Annotated in this window: 16 protein-coding genes and 5 tRNA genes; 20 read left to right on the top strand and 1 reads right to left on the bottom strand. The window is 68.1% G+C overall.

The window, feature by feature from the left end; translation table 11 throughout:
- Positions 1 to 3: 3 nt before the first annotated feature.
- The gene (hemA, locus tag ABQJ56_RS12080) at positions 4 to 1,281 is read right to left on the bottom strand and encodes a glutamyl-tRNA reductase (protein WP_367845253.1); all 1,278 of its coding nucleotides are present in this window, start codon (positions 1,279 to 1,281) and stop codon (positions 4 to 6) included.
- 149 nt (positions 1,282 to 1,430) lie between these two features.
- Here hemA and ABQJ56_RS12075 point away from each other — a divergent pair, with 149 nt between their 5' ends.
- From ABQJ56_RS12075 to rplJ, 20 genes are all read left to right on the top strand, one after another.
- Positions 1,431 to 3,143 (top strand): tetratricopeptide repeat protein, encoded by a 1,713-nt coding sequence (locus ABQJ56_RS12075; protein WP_367845252.1) that lies wholly within the window; start codon positions 1,431 to 1,433, stop codon positions 3,141 to 3,143.
- Positions 3,140 to 3,748 (top strand): lipoprotein insertase outer membrane protein LolB, encoded by a 609-nt coding sequence (gene lolB / locus ABQJ56_RS12070; RefSeq protein WP_367845251.1) that lies wholly within the window; start codon positions 3,140 to 3,142, stop codon positions 3,746 to 3,748. Before ABQJ56_RS12075 ends, lolB begins: the two co-directional genes overlap by 4 nt.
- 27 nt (positions 3,749 to 3,775) lie before the next feature.
- Complete coding sequence (ispE, locus tag ABQJ56_RS12065; RefSeq protein ID WP_367845250.1) at positions 3,776 to 5,173, top strand: 4-(cytidine 5'-diphospho)-2-C-methyl-D-erythritol kinase; 1,398 nt, start codon at positions 3,776 to 3,778, stop codon at positions 5,171 to 5,173.
- Between the two features lie 162 nt (positions 5,174 to 5,335).
- Positions 5,336 to 5,412 (top strand) — tRNA-Gln (locus ABQJ56_RS12060).
- 57 nt (positions 5,413 to 5,469) lie between these two features.
- Positions 5,470 to 6,408, top strand: coding sequence for a ribose-phosphate diphosphokinase (locus ABQJ56_RS12055; RefSeq protein ID WP_437343427.1), 939 nt, complete (start codon positions 5,470 to 5,472; stop codon positions 6,406 to 6,408).
- A 145-nt stretch (positions 6,409 to 6,553) separates the two neighbouring features.
- Complete coding sequence (locus ABQJ56_RS12050) at positions 6,554 to 7,222, top strand: 50S ribosomal protein L25/general stress protein Ctc (RefSeq protein WP_367845249.1); 669 nt, start codon at positions 6,554 to 6,556, stop codon at positions 7,220 to 7,222.
- 54 nt (positions 7,223 to 7,276) lie between these two features.
- Positions 7,277 to 7,879: an aminoacyl-tRNA hydrolase gene (pth, locus tag ABQJ56_RS12045; RefSeq protein WP_367845248.1), complete on the top strand. Its 603-nt coding sequence runs from the start codon at positions 7,277 to 7,279 to the stop codon at positions 7,877 to 7,879.
- Positions 7,880 to 7,980: 101 nt separating this feature from the next.
- A complete protein-coding gene (ychF, locus tag ABQJ56_RS12040; RefSeq protein WP_367845247.1) occupies positions 7,981 to 9,072 on the top strand; it encodes a redox-regulated ATPase YchF in 1,092 nt (363 codons plus the stop codon).
- A gap of 103 nt (positions 9,073 to 9,175) precedes the next feature.
- Positions 9,176 to 9,661 (top strand): GNAT family N-acetyltransferase, encoded by a 486-nt coding sequence (locus tag ABQJ56_RS12035; RefSeq protein WP_367845246.1) that lies wholly within the window; start codon positions 9,176 to 9,178, stop codon positions 9,659 to 9,661.
- A 33-nt stretch (positions 9,662 to 9,694) separates the two neighbouring features.
- Positions 9,695 to 10,195, top strand: coding sequence for an acyl-CoA thioesterase (locus ABQJ56_RS12030; protein WP_367845245.1), 501 nt, complete (start codon positions 9,695 to 9,697; stop codon positions 10,193 to 10,195).
- 93 nt (positions 10,196 to 10,288) lie between these two features.
- A tRNA-Tyr gene (locus ABQJ56_RS12025) sits at positions 10,289 to 10,374 on the top strand.
- Between the two features lie 78 nt (positions 10,375 to 10,452).
- Positions 10,453 to 10,526, top strand: a tRNA-Gly gene (locus ABQJ56_RS12020).
- An 83-nt stretch (positions 10,527 to 10,609) separates the two neighbouring features.
- A tRNA-Thr gene (locus tag ABQJ56_RS12015) sits at positions 10,610 to 10,685 on the top strand.
- Between the two features lie 67 nt (positions 10,686 to 10,752).
- Positions 10,753 to 11,943: an elongation factor Tu gene (gene tuf, locus ABQJ56_RS12010; protein WP_367845235.1), complete on the top strand. Its 1,191-nt coding sequence runs from the start codon at positions 10,753 to 10,755 to the stop codon at positions 11,941 to 11,943.
- A 130-nt stretch (positions 11,944 to 12,073) separates the two neighbouring features.
- Positions 12,074 to 12,149: transfer RNA gene (locus ABQJ56_RS12005), tRNA-Trp, on the top strand.
- Positions 12,150 to 12,229: 80 nt separating this feature from the next.
- Complete coding sequence (secE, locus tag ABQJ56_RS12000; protein ID WP_367845244.1) at positions 12,230 to 12,619, top strand: preprotein translocase subunit SecE; 390 nt, start codon at positions 12,230 to 12,232, stop codon at positions 12,617 to 12,619.
- Positions 12,620 to 12,629: 10 nt separating this feature from the next.
- Positions 12,630 to 13,190, top strand: a complete 561-nt coding sequence (gene nusG, locus ABQJ56_RS11995; protein WP_367845243.1) for a transcription termination/antitermination protein NusG — start codon at positions 12,630 to 12,632, stop codon at positions 13,188 to 13,190.
- 370 nt (positions 13,191 to 13,560) lie between these two features.
- Complete coding sequence (gene rplK / locus ABQJ56_RS11990) at positions 13,561 to 13,989, top strand: 50S ribosomal protein L11 (protein WP_192105778.1); 429 nt, start codon at positions 13,561 to 13,563, stop codon at positions 13,987 to 13,989.
- 3 nt (positions 13,990 to 13,992) lie between these two features.
- On the top strand, positions 13,993 to 14,700 hold the full coding sequence (gene rplA / locus ABQJ56_RS11985; RefSeq protein WP_367845242.1) for a 50S ribosomal protein L1: 708 nt from the start codon (positions 13,993 to 13,995) through the stop codon (positions 14,698 to 14,700).
- Between the two features lie 339 nt (positions 14,701 to 15,039).
- Positions 15,040 to 15,564 carry a 50S ribosomal protein L10 gene (gene rplJ / locus ABQJ56_RS11980; protein ID WP_367845241.1) on the top strand — a complete coding sequence of 175 codons (525 nt, stop codon included), beginning with the start codon at positions 15,040 to 15,042 and terminating at the stop codon, positions 15,562 to 15,564.
- Positions 15,565 to 15,606: the final 42 nt, after the last annotated feature.

The following is a 15,606-nucleotide window of genomic DNA, read 5'->3' as shown; positions in this document are numbered from 1 at the left end:
TCGCTACGCGTCCCGCGGGCCCGGTTCTTCCTCGTCCAGCCCGTACAGCCGTCCGGCCGCGTGCAGCAGGTCGAGGTCGCCGGAAAGCGCCGCCTCGCGCAGGCGCGCGCTGGGGTGGTGCAGCAGCTTGTTGGTGAGCGTATGGGCGAGGAAGCCCAGTGCCTCCTCGGGCGACTTGCCGCGCGCGAGCATGGCGCGGGCCTTGTCCAGCACTTCGTCGCGGTACGCCTCGGCGTGCTGGCGCAGGTCCAGCGCGGGATTGCGCAGGGTGAGCGCGCGGCGCCAGGCCATGTAGCGGTCCACCTGCAGGTCGATGATGGCGTCGGCCTCGCGCGCGGCGGCGGCGCGCGAGCGGCGGTTGTCGTCGATCACCTGCTGCAGGTCGTCGATGCCGTAGAGGTACACGTCGGGCAGTTCGGCCACGGCGGGCTCGATGTCGCGCGGCACGGCGATGTCGACCATGAACATCGGCTTGCGCCGGCGCGCGGCCAGCGCCTGTTCGACCATCGCGCGGGTGACGACGGGCTGGCGCGCGGCGGTGGAGGAAATCACGATGTCGGCTTCGGCCAGATGCTGTGGCAGGTCGGCCAGCGCGACCGCGTAGCCGCCGTAGCGGCCGGCGAGTTCCTGCGCGGTCTCCAGCGTGCGGTTCGCCACGATCAGCCGGCGTGCCTGCTTGTCGGCGAGGTGGCGTGCGGCCAGTTCGATGGTGTCGCCCGCGCCGATCAGCAGCACGCAGGCCTCGCGCAGGTCGGCGAACACCTGCTCGGCGAGGCGCACCGCGGTGAACGCCACCGACACGGTGTGCGCGCCGATGCGGGTTTCCGTGCGTACCCGCTTGGCCACCGCGAAGGTGTGCTGCAGCAGGCGGTCCAGCGGCGCCTTCAGCGTGTGCGCCTCGCGCGCGAGCTGGTAGGCGTCCTTCACCTGGCCGAGGATCTGCGGCTCGCCCAGCACCATCGAATCCAGTCCGGTGGCGACGCGGAACAGGTGGCGCGCCGCGTCCTGCTCGTCGTGCCGATACAGGAACTCGTCCAGCTTGCCGGGAGTCAGACGGTGGTGTCGGCTCAGCCACGCCAGCGGCAGCTGTTCGGCGCCGGCGGCCACGCCCACGTACAGCTCGGTGCGGTTGCAGGTGGACAGGATCATCGCCTCCTCCACGCCGGGTTCCTGCTGCAGTTCGTGCAGGGCGGCGGCGGTGGCTTCGGGGTCGAACGCCACCTGTTCGCGCAGGGTGACCGGCGCGGTGAGGTGGTTGAGCCCGAGGGCGATCAGCGGCATGGTGTGGCGAATCTTCCGGCGTGGATCTGGCGGCGTAGGCTAAGCTTGTCGTCGAGGCGCCGTGGATACGGACACGGTCGTGGCTGGATAGGCAGACGAACGGACAGACGGTGGTCAGTGTGCGAAGCAGGTGTTGCGGATTCAAGCAGATGCGGCATTTTACGGCAGCCGCGACGCTGATGCTCGGATTGGCCGCCTGCGCCCAGGCGCCGCTCAGGCAGCCTGCCAAGGCGGCAGGGGCCGCCCAGCCGCTGGCGCGGATGACGGTGGTGACGCCGGACGAGGACCACGACCTGCTCGCGCAGCTGCTGGCCGGCGAGATGGCGCTGGGCCACAGCGATCTGAAGACCGCTGCCGTCCACTACGGCAAGGCGATGACGCTGGGCGACGACCCCGAAGTGGCCGAGCGCGCCGCGATGCTGGCGATCGCGACACACGACGATGCGGCTGCCGGCCGCGCGCTGGACCGCTGGCAGGCGCTGGGTGCCAAGCCGGCGGCGATGGCGCAGGCGCGCGCCCGGCTGGCGCTGAACCGCGGCGACACGGACGAGGCACAGCGCCAGCTGCAGATCCTCACCGGCAGCCATGACAAGAATGCCTGGCGCGAATTCGGCCAGGTGCTGCTGGGCGCGCGCGACCAGGCCCAGGCCGGGCAGCTGCTGGAGGCGCTGGCCACGCCGCAGCGCCTGCCTGCCGATCCGCAGGCCTGGCTGGCGATGAGCGAGCTGGGCGACAAGCTGGGCCGCCACGCCTACGCGCAGCGCATCGCGGATGCCGCGATGGGGCGCTTCCGCAACAATGCCGAGGTCTACGCCTGGGCGGCGCAGATGAAGGCCCGCAACGGCGACAGCCAGGGCGCGCGCGCCCTGCTGCAGCAGGCGATCGCCAAGGCACCCGACAACGTGCGCCTGCGCCTGGTCTACGCCAGCATGCTCAGCGAGGCCGGCGACTACGCGGCGGCCGCGAAGCTGCTGGACCACGGCCCGCAGGACGCCGACACCTACCAGCTGCGCGCCGCGCTGGCCGCGCGCAGCAAGGACACCAAGGCCCTGGCCGCCTTGTACCGCCAGCTGCAGCAGGCCGGTCCCGACGTGCGCGAGCAGAACGCCTTCCTGCTCGGCCAGCTGGCCGAGATGCAGCACCACGACACCGAGGCGCTGGCCTGGTACGGCCAGGTCGGCGACGACGATCCGCACGCCTTCGATGCCGACCTGCGCAGCGCCGTGCTGCTGCAGGCGCAGGGCAAGAGCGCCGCGGCGCACGAACTGCTGGGCCAGATGCAGCTGGACTACCTCGACCAGCCGGCCCAGCTGCGCCAGGCCTGGCAGCTCGACGCCGAGCTCTACATGCGCGAGCAACGCTACGTGCCGGCGATCAATGCGTTCACCCGCGCGCTGCAGGTGGTGCCGAACGATCCCGGCCTGCTGTACGGCCGTGGCCTGGCCTATGCCGAGGCCGGCCAGATCGATCTGGCGGTGCGGGATTTCCGCAGCCTGCTCAAGCTCAAGCCCGGCGACATCGACGCCAGCAATGCGCTGGGCTACACCCTGGCCGACGCGAACCGCGACCTGCCCGAGGCGGAGCAGCTGGTGGCCAAGGCGCGTGCGGCGCGGCCGAACGACCCGGCGATCGCCGACTCCTGGGGCTGGGTGCAGTACCGCTTGGGTCACCTGCGGCAGGCGGTGCAGACCCTGCGTGGCGCGTGGCAGGCGGGCAAGGATGCCGACGTCGGCGTGCACCTGGGCGAGGTGCTGTGGAAGCAGGGCGATCGCCAGGGCGCGCAGCGCGTGTTCGATGAAGTGCGCAAGATCGACCCGCACAACGCCAGCCTGCAAAGCGCCCTGAAACGGTTGAACCCATGAAACATCCCGTGCGACTCCTCGCGGCGGTGCTGCCGCTGCTGCTGGCCGCCTGCGTGCCGCAGCAGGCGGTGCGCCTCAAGGGGGACGCGTCCCTGCTCAATGCGCAGCACGCGCGCGAACAGGCGCTCGCGCATGCCGACCACTGGACGCTGGAAGGGCGGCTGGGGGTCTCCGACGGCCGCGACGGCGGCAGCGGCGGTTTCACCTGGACCCAGGACGGCGACCATTACCGCTTCGTGTTCCGCACGCCGATCACCGGCCGCAGCTTCGAGCTCAGCGGCGGCCCCGACGGCGCCCTGCTGAAGGGGCTGGACGGCGGCCCCTTGCAGGGCGCGGATGCCGAGGCACTGATGCGCCGCGCGCTGGGCTGGGAAGTCCCGCTGCACGACTTGCGCGCCTGGGTGCTGGGCCTGCGCGCCGACAGCGGCCCCGCCGAGCTGGCGTTCGGCGACAACCGCCTGCCTTCGCTGCTCACGCAGGACGGCTGGGCGGTGGACTACCGCGCCTGGGACATCACGCGCCAGCCGCCGCTGCCCACCACCATCTTCGCCTCGCGACCGCCGTACAAGGTGCGCCTGTCGGTGGAGAACTGGACGATCCGCTAGACTGCGCGGCCCGCCAGGGTTTCCCGCATGAGCTGCACCATCGTTCCCGCCCGCCTCGACCAGGCCGACACGCTGCGCGACATCGAGCGCGCGGCGCAGGAGCTGTTTCGCGGCCATCCCGCGTGGCCGTCCTATGCCGCCGCGCCGATGGATGCGCAGGCGCTGGCCGAGGCCATCGTTGCGGGGCATGTGTGGGTGGCCCTGGACGAGGATGGCCGCGCCGCGGGTTTCGTGGGCGTGGCGGTCGAGGACGGCGAGATCGGCATTGCCGAGATCGACGTGCTGCCCAGCCACGGCCGGCGCGGCATCGGCGCGGCGCTGCTGGAGCATGCCTGCGCGTGGGCGGCCGAGTCGGGCTATCCGTCGGTGGTGCTGGGCACGCTTTCGGATGTGCCGTGGAATGCGCCGTTCTATGCGCGGCATGGTTTCGAGGCGATCGATCCGCGGCAATACACCCCGGCGCTGGTGGAACACCATGCGCATGACCGCGAGCGCGGTTTCCCGATGCATCTGCGCGTCTTCATGCGCCGCCGGCTGCAGGCTTCATCCGAAGGCTGGACGCGCTGGCCCGCGCCGGCCAAGCTCAACCTGTTCCTGCGCATCACCGGCCGCCGCGCCGACGGTTACCACGAGTTGCAGACCGTGTTCCGCCTGCTCGACTGGGGCGACGAGCTGCGCCTGCGCGTACGCGGGGATGGTGCGATCCGCCGTGTCACCGACGTGCCCGGCGTGCCGGCCGAAAGCGACCTGGTGGTACGCGCCGCGCGCCTGCTGCGCGAGCACGCGGGTGTCGCGCCAGGCGCCGAGATCGGGCTGGAAAAGCGCATCCCGATGGGTGGCGGCCTCGGCGGCGGCAGTTCGGACGCCGCCACCGTGCTGGTGGCGCTGAACCACCTGTGGCGCTGCAGGCTGGACGAGGACGCGTTGGCCGAACTGGGCCGGCGGCTGGGTGCCGACGTGCCGGTGTTCGTGCGCGGCCGCTCGGCCTGGGCCGAGGGCGTGGGCGAGCGGCTCACCCCGCTGGCGCTGCCGCGGCGGCACTACGTGGTGCTCGATCCGCACGAGCACGTGCCCACCACAGCGCTGTTTCAAGCGCCTGAATTGACACGAAATGCGCCCCCGGCGACAATTTCATCCTTTGTTTCGGGCGAAACGACGGAAAACGCCTTCACGCCGGTGGTGCGCAAGCGCCATCCCCGCGTGGCGGCGGCGCTGGACTGGCTGGGTCGGCATGGGCCGGCACGGCTTTCCGGCAGCGGCGGCTGCATGTTCCTGGAAACGGCTACGCGAGAGCAGGCCGAAGCCGTGGCGGCGCAGTGCCCCAGTGAGTTCGGCGCCCACGTGGCGAATGGCGTGAGCCGCTCGCCGCTGCTGGCGGCACTGGACCGTCACCACGCGGCTTCAGCCGGAGCGAAGACGAGTTGACTCGACGCCGTGGCCGCAGCGGCGCGGTTTATTGAAAAGTACGGCCAGGACGGCCAAGGGAGCTTTCCGTTGCATGGATGTGGCGTGGTGAATGTCGAGAAGTCTGGCCCGGACGGCCGCTGGGGCTTCTCGTCACACGGACGTGGCGCAGTGAACAAATGTTGGGGCGTCGCCAAGCTGGTTAAGGCACGGGATTTTGATTCCCGCATGCGCAGGTTCGAATCCTGCCGCCCCAGCCATCCAGTACAGATTGCAGGTTTCCGAGGAACGCGAGCGTGGACAGGTCCAGCCCGATGATGCTGTTTGCCGGCAAGGCGCACCCCGCGCTGGCCGAGGACGTCGCCCATCGCCTGGGCGTGCCGCTCGGCAAGGCGCTGGTCAGCACCTTCAGCGACGGCGAGGTGCAGATCGAGATCGAGGAGAACGTCCGCAACCAGGACGTGTTCGTGCTGCAGCCCACCGGCGCGCCGAGCGCGAAGAACCTGGTCGAGCTGCTGGCGCTGGCCGACGCGCTGAAGCGTGCCTCCGCCGCCAGCGTCACCGCGGTGATCCCGTACTTCGGCTACGCGCGGCAGGACCGCCGCCCGCGTTCGGCGCGCGTGCCGATCACCGCGAAGCTGGTGGCCAAGATGATCGGCACCGCCGGCGTCGACCGCGTGCTCACGGTGGACCTGCACGCCGAGCAGATCCAGGGCTTCTTCGACATCCCGGTGGACAACGTCTACGCCTCGCCGGTGCTGCTGGCCGACATCTGGCGCCACTTCAGCATGGACGACATGATCGTGGTCAGCCCGGACGTGGGCGGCGTGGTGCGCGCCCGCGCGCTGGCCAAGCGCCTCGACGACGCGGACCTGGCGATCATCGACAAGCGCCGCCCGAAGGCGAACGTGGCCACGGTGATGAACATCATCGGCGACGTGAACGGCAAGACCTGCGTGATGGTGGACGACATCGTCGATACCGCCGGCACGCTGTGCGCCGCGGCCGCGGCGCTGAAGGAGCGCGGTGCGAGGAAGGTGGTGGCCTACTGCGTGCATCCGGTACTGTCCGGTGCGGCGATGAGCAACCTGGAGAACTCCCAGCTCGACCAGCTGGTGGTCACCAACACGCTGCCGCTGAGCGCCGAGGCGCAGGCCTGCGCGAAGATCCGCCAGCTCTCGGTGGGCGAGCTGCTGGCCGAGACGATCCGCCGCATCGCCTTCGGCGAGTCGGTGAGTTCGCTGTACATCGATTGAGAATTTGAAAGTCCGCCCGGGACGGGCGGTTTTGATGTCCAGCTTTTCGCGGCAAGGATGGCGCGCAGAAGCAACCGGCTTTTCTGGTCGCGGAAAAGTCGAGCAACCGTCGCGAGGCGGTTTTCCAACCCAAGGTAGTACCGAAATGGCACAGACTCATGAAATCAAGGCCGAGAGCCGCAAGGACGAGGGGAAGGGTGCGAGCCGCCGCCTGCGTCGCGCGAGCTACGTTCCGGCCGTCGTCTACGGTGCGGGCCAGCCCGCGCAGAGCATCCAGATCGAGCACAACACCATCCTGCTCGCCGCCAAGCACGAGTGGTTCTTCTCCTCCGTGCTCGACCTGAACGTCGACGGCAAGGTGCAGAAGGTGCTGGTGCGCGACTGGCAGAAGCACCCGTTCAAGCAGCAGATGATGCACATGGACTTCCTGCGCATCGACGAGAACCACGCCATCCGCGTGAACGTGCCGCTGCACTTCCTGAACCAGGAGAAGTCCGACGCCGCCAAGACCTCCGGCGTGGTGATCTCGCACAACCTGACGGAAGTGGAGGTTTCCTGCCTGCCGAAGGACCTGCCCGAGTTCATCGAGCTGGACCTGGCCGGCCTGAAGCCCGGCGACATCATCCACCTGTCGCAGCTGACGCTGCCGAAGGGCGTGGAGATCGTGGCACTGCACCTGGGCGCCGACCACGACACCACGGTGGTCACCGCGAACACGGTGAAGGAAGAGGCCGAGGAAGCGCCGGCCGCCGAGGACGCTGCTGCCGAGGCCGCCCCTGCCGCCGCCGCGCCGGCCAAGGACGCCAAGAAGTAAGCCGCTGCGGCCCGCGCTCCGCTGGAGCGCGGGCCCAGGCGCTTGCTGGCCGTCATGGCGGGTTTGCGACTCATCGTCGGGCTGGGCAATCCCGGTGCCGAATACCTCCGAACCCGGCACAACGCCGGGTTCTGGTTTGTTGATGCCCTGGCGGCAGGGCAGGACGGGCGCTGGAGCTTCGACGGCAAGCTGCACGGCGAGAGCTGCAAGCTGCGCGTCGGCGGCGAGCCTGTGTGGCTGCTCAAGCCTGCGACCTTCATGAACAAGAGCGGCATCGCGGTCGCCTCCGCGCTGCGCTACTACAAGATTTCGCCGGAGGAGTGTCTGGTCGCCCACGACGACCTGGACCTCCCCGCCGGCACCACGCGCCTGAAGTTCGATGGCGGCCACGGCGGCCAGAACGGACTGCGCGACATCGTGGCCCACCTGGACCACGGCAAGTTCCATCGCCTGCGCCTCGGCATCGGCCATCCCGGCCATCGCGACCAGGTCACCCCGTGGGTGCTGGGCCGGCCTTCGGCACAGGACGAGGACGCGATCCTCGACGGCATCGCCCGCGCCCTGGACGTGCTGCCGCTGGCCGTGCAAGGCCAGTTCGACAAGGCGATGCAGCAGCTTCATACGGCGGGAGCGGGGAACGGGGAACGGGGAACATGAGCGCCCGGCAAGCGCCGCGCCGTTCCGTCTTTTCCTGACCCGCACGCTCCCCGTTCCCCATTCCCCGTTTCCTCATTCCCTGTGTTCCCCGGAGTTCCACCATGGGCATCAAATGCGGCATCGTCGGCCTGCCCAACGTCGGCAAGTCCACCCTGTTCAACGCGCTGACCAAGGCCGGCATCGCCGCGGCGAACTTCCCGTTCTGCACGATCGAGCCGAACGTGGGCGTGGTGCCGGTGCCCGACCCGCGCCTCAACGCGCTGGCCGGGATCGTCAAGCCGCAGAAGGTGATCCCGACCGCGGTCGAGTTCGTCGACATCGCCGGCCTGGTCGCCGGCGCCTCGAAGGGCGAGGGCCTGGGCAACAAGTTCCTCGCGCACATCCGCGAGGTGGACGCGATCGCCCACGTGGTGCGCTGCTTCGAGCACGGCGACATCGTGCACGTGGCCGGCAAGGTCGACCCGATTGCCGACATCGAGACGATCGACACCGAGCTGGCGCTGGCCGACCTGGAATCGGTGGAGAAGGCGCTGAACCGCGCCGAGCGCGCCGCCAAGGCCAACGACAAGGAAGCGCTGGCGAAGAAGCCGGTGCTGCAGAAGCTTGCCGCGGCGCTCAACGAAGGGCGCTCGGCGCGCAGCGTGAAGCTGGACGACGAGGAAAAGGCGCTGGTGCGCGACCTGTTCCTGCTCACCCTGAAGCCGCTGATGTACATCGCCAACGTGCTGGAGGACGGCTTCGAGAACAACCCGCACCTCGACGCCGTGCGCGCCCGCGCCGCGGAAGAAGGCGCCGAGGTGGTGCCGGTGTGCGCCGCCATCGAGGAGGAACTGGCCCAGCTCGACGATGCCGACCGCGACGAGTTCCTCAAGGACCTGGGCCTGCACGAGCCGGGCCTGAACCGCGTGATCCGCGCCGGCTACAAGCTGCTCGACCTGCAGACCTACTTCACCGCGGGCGTGAAGGAAGTGCGCGCCTGGACGATCAAGCGCGGCTATACCGCGCCGCAGGCCGCGGGCGTGATCCACACCGACTTCGAGCGCGGCTTCATCCGCGCCGAAACCGTCTCCTACGACGATTTCATCCAGTACAAGGGCGAGTCCGGCGCCGCCGCCGCCGGCCGCCTGCGCAAGGAAGGCAAGGACTACGTGGTCAAGGACGGCGACGTGCTGCACTTCCTGTTCAACGTCTGAGTCCCGCCGCCTGCCGCTTGCGGGCGGCACGTGCCGACGGTGCCCCTTCCGTGCAAGGATGCGCACCGCTCGGCAAGGCGTGGGGTGGGGCATGGCGGGGGCGGTGCTGCGGATCCGGTCGGGGCGTCCCGGCGACGCGCATGCGGTGGCTGCCTTGGTGCGTCGGGTGACGCGGCGCTGGATCGTGCCCGACCAGCCGCACGAGGCGGGACGGGCGCTCCTGGCGCGTCAGGGCACGGCGGCCCAGCGCCTGCGCATGCAGGAAGGCCATCGCTTCCAGCTCGCCTGGTACGGCGCCACCCTGGTGGGCGTGGCGACGTTGCGCGACGACAGTCACCTCACCCAGCTCTTCGTCGGCACCCGCTATCAGGGTCGCGGCATCGCGCGGCAGCTGTGGCAGCGTACGATGGCCGACGCGGTGCGCCGCGCCGGCACGCGCCGCTTCACGCTCAACGCTTCGCGCTGTGCGGTGCCGGCCTACCTGCGGCTGGGCTTCGTGGCCACCGGGCCGGAGCGGCTTTCACCGAACGGCGTGCTCACCACGCCGATGGCGCTGGAACGCGTGCCGGTGCGCGGCAAGCGGGCATAATGCCCACTCCCAGCCGCAACAACCGGGATGCGCATGCCAGGCCAGCAGCACGAGGTGACCTTCCGCTTCCTCGCCCAGCCCACCGACGTCAACTTCGGCGGCAAGGTGCACGGCGGCATGGCGATGAAATGGATCGACCAGGCCGGCTACGCCTGTGCGGTGGCGTGGAGCGGGGCCTACTGCGTCACCGCTTCGGTCAGCGGCATCCAGTTCGTGGCGCCGATCCTGATCGGCGACCTGGTCACGGTGCGGGCGCGGCTGATCCACACCGGCACCAGCAGCATGCATATGGCGGTGGATGTTCTGGCCAGCGACCTGCGCAAGAACGAGCAGCGCCTGGCGACCAGCTGCGTGATGGTGTTCGTGGCGCTGGACGCCCCGGACGGCAAGCCCACGCCGGTGCCGCACTGGGAGCCGCGCGACGATGGCGAGCGGCAGTTGCAGGCGCATGCGCGGCGGCTGCAGGAATTGTCGCGGGAGATGGAGCGGCTGGTCGACCTGCGGGCCGACGAGAACCAGCAGAATCCGGGCTGAAATCCGCCTGCGGAACGGGCTTGCGATGCGGTTTCAGGCGCTCACGGGTGTTGACAGTCGGCAGGCCGATCCACACAATACGCGTTCTTTGTTGGAGGGATACCCAAGCGGCCAACGGGGGCAGACTGTAAATCTGCTGGCTTACGCCTTCGGTGGTTCGAATCCACCTCCCTCCACCAGTCGAGTTCGCGAAAGATTGCGGTTGGACTGGTTTCGCCGGATCGGGTTGGTCGATGCGGCAACAGGCTCCGCGCAGGGCGGGAGTAGTTCAATGGTAGAACCTCAGCCTTCCAAGCTGATGGTGCGGGTTCGATTCCCGTCTCCCGCTCCATTGATCTCGCTTAGCTTTACTTGAAGAGTCCGGCAGGATGCCGGTTCTGTTCCTTGCCGTCATGGAGGACGGCTGAAAATTACGCTCATGTAGCTCAGTCGGTAGAGCACTTCCTTGGTAAGGAAGAGGTCGCTGGTTCGATTCCAGTCATGAGCACCATCTGCATGTGTCGCCCGCTCCGGGCGGTTGTTTCCTCATCTTTCTGACTCCACCGGGATTCTGGCGTATGGCAAAGGGCAAGTTCGAGCGCACCAAGCCCCACGTGAACGTGGGTACGATCGGTCACGTGGACCACGGGAAGACGACGCTGACGGCGGCGCTGACGAAGGTTGGTGCGGAGCGTTTCGGCGGCGAATTCAAGGCCTACGACGCGATCGACGCGGCGCCGGAAGAGAAGGCGCGCGGGATCACGATCTCGACGGCGCACGTGGAATACGAGTCGCCGAAGCGCCATTACGCGCACGTGGACTGCCCGGGCCATGCGGACTACGTGAAGAACATGATCACGGGTGCGGCGCAGATGGACGGCGCGATCCTGGTGTGCTCGGCGGCGGACGGCCCGATGCCGCAGACGCGCGAGCACATTCTGCTGTCGCGGCAGGTGGGCGTGCCGTACATCATCGTGTTCCTGAACAAGGCGGACATGGTGGACGACGCCGAGCTGCTGGAGCTGGTCGAGATGGAAGTGCGCGAGCTGCTGTCGAAGTACGACTTCCCGGGCGACGACACGCCGATCATCCACGGTTCGGCGCTGAAGGCGCTGGAAGGTGACCAGAGCGAAATCGGCGTGCCGGCGATCATCAAGCTGGTGGACGCGCTGGACAGCTACATCCCGGAGCCGGTGCGCGAGATCGACCGTCCGTTCCTGATGCCGGTCGAGGACGTGTTCTCGATCTCGGGCCGCGGCACAGTGGTGACCGGTCGCGTGGAGCGCGGGATCATCAAGGTCGGCGAGGAAATCGAGGTGGTGGGCATCCGCCCGACGCAGAAGACCACGGTGACGGGCGTGGAAATGTTCCGCAAGCTGCTGGACCAGGGCCAGGCGGGCGACAACGTGGGCCTGCTGCTGCGCGGTCTGAAGCGCGACGACGTGGAGCGTGGCCAGGTGCTGGCGAAGCCGGGCTCGATCACGCCGCACACGGACTTCGAGGCGGAGGTGTACGTGCTGTCGAAGGAAGAGGGTGGCCGTCACACCCCGTTCTTCAAGGGCTACCGCCCGCAGTTCTACTTCCGCACCACGGACGTGACCGGCGCGGTGCAGCTGCCGGAAGGCGTGGAGATGGTGATGCCGGGCGACAACGTGAAGATGGTGGTGAGCCTGATCCACCCGATCGCGATGGACGAGGGCCTGCGCTTCGCGATCCGCGAGGGTGGCCGCACCGTCGGCGCCGGCGTCGTCGCCAAGGTCATCAAGTAAGCAGCTCTTATGAATGGTCCGGCATGGATGCCGGGTTGATCCTTGCCATCAAGGAGGATGGCCGAAACAACCTTCGCGAGGCGAGCGGACTTCCATCCGCTCGCCATCGTGTTTCAAGTTCAAGCCGTGTACGCCAGTAGCTCAATTGGCAGAGCAGCGGTCTCCAAAACCGCAGGTTGGGGGTTCGAGTCCCTCCTGGCGTGCCATCATTCCGAGGATCGACGACGGATGGCGGTGTACCGGACGCTTTCCGTATCCGGTAGCCGATGACATCCGCAGACTGCGCATGAATACCAAGGCAGAACAGCCCAAGGGCACGACCGCCGCCGATATCGGCAAACTGGTGCTGGCCGCCGTGATCCTGGTGGCCGGCATCGTGGCGTACTCGTGGTTCAGCAACGACGCCGGCGTGCCGCCGGTGGTGCGCCTGCTGGGCGTGCTGGCGGCGCTGGTGATCGCGTTGGCGATCGCCGCATTCACCGCGCTGGGTCGCCGCGTGCGACACTTCCTTGCCGAGTCGCAGTTCGAAATGCGCAAGGTGGTCTGGCCGACTCGCGACGAGACGATCAAGACCACGGGCATCATCATTCTCGTGGTCATCATCCTGTCGCTGCTGCTGGGCCTGATCGACCTGATCCTGAAGTCGGTCATTCTCGACTGGCTGCTCAAGCTGTGAGGGCAAAGCCGTGAGCAAGCGTTGGTATGTGGTGCACGCCTATTCGGGCTTCGAGAACCAGGTGAAGCGGGCGCTTTCCGAGCGCATCCAGCGCGCCGGCATGGAAGAGAGGTTCGGCGAGGTGCTGGTGCCGACCGAGGAAGTGATCGAGATGCGCGGCGGCCAGAAGCGCCGCAGCGATCGCAAGTTCTTCCCCGGCTACGTGCTGGTGCAGATCGAGACCAACACCGAGGGCAAGGCGCCGCGCATCGACGACGAGTGCTGGCACCTGGTCAAGGAAACCCCGAAGGTGATGGGTTTCATCGGCGGCACCGCCGATCGTCCGTTGCCGATTCGCGACAGCGAGGCCGACACCATCCTGAGCCGCGTGCGCGAGGGCGTGGAAAAACCCAAGCCCAAGGTGCTGTTCGAGCCGGGCGAGATGGTGCGCGTCACCGAGGGCCCGTTCAACGACTTCAACGGCGTGGTCGAGGAAGTCAATTACGAGAAGAGCCGCCTGCGCGTGGCAGTGCTGATCTTCGGCCGCTCCACCCCCGTGGAGCTCGAATTTGGTCAGGTCGAAAAAGCCTGATCCAGCGGAAATTTTTGAACGAAGCGGCATTGCATCGCACGTTCGCCTCCTCTCCCCTCCGGGGAGAGGATTGAGGTGAGGGGCCGGGGCTCGCGCAGGGATTGATTCGAAGCGCTCTCCGGTCTGGCGTCAAGGCCTGTGTGGCCCCTCATCCGGCCCTTCGGGCCACCTTCTCCCGCAGGGGAGAAGGGAATTCGGCACGGGGCTTGCTAGGCGGCTGGTCAATCTTTATACTGCACGGTTCCCGCCGGGGTCTCACGACCCGGCGTGTCCGTGTTTCAGGAAACCGCGGGAGCGCGGATTCCCCTCTCAACCAGGGAAGTTGCATGGCGAGGAGCCGCAAGGCGCCTGAACTCGCGAGGAAAATCCAATGGCAAAGAAAGTCGTAGGCTACATCAAGCTGCAGGTCAAGGCCGGTCAGGCCAACCCCAGCCCGCCGGTCGGTCCGGCGCTGGGTCAGCGCGGCCTGAACATCATGGAGTTCTGCAAGGCGTTCAACGCCGCCACGCAGAAGATGGAGCCGGGTCTGCCGATCCCGACCATCATCACCGCGTACTCCGACCGCAGCTTCACCTTCATCACCAAGACCCCGCCCGCCACCGTGCTGATCAAGAAGGTCACCGGCGTCGCCAAGGGCTCGTCCAAGCCGAACACCGACAAGGTCGGCAAGATCACCCGCAAGCAGCTGGAAGACGTTGCGAAGCAGAAGGAGCCGGATCTGACGGCTGCCGATCTGGATGCCGCGGTGCGCACCATTGCCGGTAGCGCGCGCAGCATGGGCCTGGTGGTGGAGGGTTAAGACATGGCAAAGATCACCAAGCGTATGAAGGCCGCCCAGGCCGCTGTGCAGCCGGGCAAGGTCTATGGCCTCGAAGAGGCCCTGAAGATCGTCAAGGACAACGCCAAGGCGAAGTTCGCCGAATCCGTCGACGTGGCCGTGCGCCTCGGCATCGACGCCAAGAAGTCGGACCAGGGCGTGCGCGGCTCCTCGCTGCTGCCGCACGGCACCGGCAAGACCGTCAAGGTCGCCGTGTTCGTGCCGGCCGGCGAGAAGGCCGAGGCCGCCAAGGCCGCCGGTGCCGACGCCGTCGGCATGGACGACCTGGCCGAGCGCATGCAGGCCGGCGACCTCGACTTCGGTCGCGTGATCGCCACACCGGACGCGATGCGCGTGGTCGGCAAGCTGGGTCAGCTGCTCGGCCCGCGCGGCCTGATGCCGAACCCGAAGGACGGCTCGGTCACGGCCGACGTCGCCACCGCGGTGAAGAACGCCAAGGCCGGCCAGGTGAAGTTCCGCAACGACAAGGCGGGCATCATCCACGCCACCATCGGCAAGGCCACGTTCGAGGCCGCGCAGCTCGCGGACAACCTCAACGCGCTGGTCAACGACCTGCTGAAGGCCAAGCCGGCCACGGCCAAGGGCCAGTACCTGCAGAAGGTGGCGCTGTCGTCCACGATGGGCGTCGGCGTTACCGTCGACACCTCGTCGCTGAACATCGCGACCAAGTAAGCAAGAGTTTTTCCCGCGCGGCAGCTTGTCGCGCGGGCCGTTTTTGAGGGCAGTGCGGCCACATGGCCGTGCAGCCGTCAAAGACCGCAGGCGCGACCAGTGCGCGACGACGACGGGCAGGGAGCTCGCTCATGGCAGGGAATCGCCGTCGCCGCCAAGCCGGTCGCTTAATCGGATGCCCGCATCCGGCCTGCGCAGATGGTGCCGCCCCCACTGGAATGATTCGTCGTTCTGGAAAGGCCACCACCCGGGACGCCCCGCGTCCCCGACGTCACGGAAGGCGTCGCCCAGGACCGCAAGCGGCAGGAGCCGTGAGCGGAGTTCATTTGGAGGAGTGCAATGGCTCTCAATCTGTCCCAGAAGCAAGAAGTAGTCGCCGAGCTGGCAGAAGTCGCCGCGAAGGCCCACTCCCTGGTCGCTGCCGAGTACGCGGGCACCACGGTCGAACAGATGACCGCGATGCGCAAGAAGGCCCGCGAGACCGGCGTGTTCCTGAAGGTTGTCAAGAACACGCTGGCGTCGCGCGCCGTGGCAGGTACCGAGTTCGAGGTCGTCAAGGACGCCCTGACCGGTCCGCTGCTGTACGCGTTCTCGACCGAGGAGCCCGGCGCTGCCGGTCGCCTGATCAAGGAATTCGCCAAGAGCAACGAAAAGCTCAAGGCGAAGGTCGTCTCGGTGGAAGGCAAGCTGCTGCCCGCCGCGCACGTCGACGTGCTGGCCTCGCTGCCGACCCGCGACGAGGCGCTGGCCATGCTGGCCCGCGTGCTGGCGGAACCGGCGGCGATGTTCGCCCGCGCCGTCAAGGCCGTGGCCGACAAGCAGGGTGGTGGCGAAGCCGCCGCCGAAGCCCCCGCGGCCGCCTGATCCCGACGCTTACCCGTATCGAATCCATTTCCAGAGGTAAAT

Source organism: Rhodanobacter geophilus, from assembly GCF_040812275.1.
In the GTDB taxonomy this organism is placed as follows: domain Bacteria; phylum Pseudomonadota; class Gammaproteobacteria; order Xanthomonadales; family Rhodanobacteraceae; genus Rhodanobacter_A; species Rhodanobacter_A geophilus.
Note: the sequence above shows the minus strand (reverse complement) of the source record. Positions and strands in the feature narration are given on the sequence as shown.

What these genes read in the sequence shown, in the direction of transcription:
- hemA (WP_367845253.1), bottom strand. Translation starts at nt 1,281, where the DNA reads ATGCCGCTGATCGCCCTCGGGCTCAACCACCTCACCGCGCCGGTCACC.
- ABQJ56_RS12075 (WP_367845252.1), top strand. Translation starts at nt 1,431, where the DNA reads ATGCGGCATTTTACGGCAGCCGCGACGCTGATGCTCGGATTGGCCGCC.
- lolB (WP_367845251.1), top strand. Translation starts at nt 3,140, where the DNA reads ATGAAACATCCCGTGCGACTCCTCGCGGCGGTGCTGCCGCTGCTGCTG.
- ispE (WP_367845250.1), top strand. Translation starts at nt 3,776, where the DNA reads ATGAGCTGCACCATCGTTCCCGCCCGCCTCGACCAGGCCGACACGCTG.
- ABQJ56_RS12055 (WP_437343427.1), top strand. Translation starts at nt 5,470, where the DNA reads ATGCTGTTTGCCGGCAAGGCGCACCCCGCGCTGGCCGAGGACGTCGCC.
- ABQJ56_RS12050 (WP_367845249.1), top strand. Translation starts at nt 6,554, where the DNA reads ATGGCACAGACTCATGAAATCAAGGCCGAGAGCCGCAAGGACGAGGGG.
- pth (WP_367845248.1), top strand. Translation starts at nt 7,277, where the DNA reads ATGGCGGGTTTGCGACTCATCGTCGGGCTGGGCAATCCCGGTGCCGAA.
- ychF (WP_367845247.1), top strand. Translation starts at nt 7,981, where the DNA reads ATGGGCATCAAATGCGGCATCGTCGGCCTGCCCAACGTCGGCAAGTCC.
- ABQJ56_RS12030 (WP_367845245.1), top strand. Translation starts at nt 9,695, where the DNA reads ATGCCAGGCCAGCAGCACGAGGTGACCTTCCGCTTCCTCGCCCAGCCC.
- tuf (WP_367845235.1), top strand. Translation starts at nt 10,753, where the DNA reads ATGGCAAAGGGCAAGTTCGAGCGCACCAAGCCCCACGTGAACGTGGGT.
- secE (WP_367845244.1), top strand. Translation starts at nt 12,230, where the DNA reads ATGAATACCAAGGCAGAACAGCCCAAGGGCACGACCGCCGCCGATATC.
- rplK (WP_192105778.1), top strand. Translation starts at nt 13,561, where the DNA reads ATGGCAAAGAAAGTCGTAGGCTACATCAAGCTGCAGGTCAAGGCCGGT.
- rplA (WP_367845242.1), top strand. Translation starts at nt 13,993, where the DNA reads ATGGCAAAGATCACCAAGCGTATGAAGGCCGCCCAGGCCGCTGTGCAG.
- rplJ (WP_367845241.1), top strand. Translation starts at nt 15,040, where the DNA reads ATGGCTCTCAATCTGTCCCAGAAGCAAGAAGTAGTCGCCGAGCTGGCA.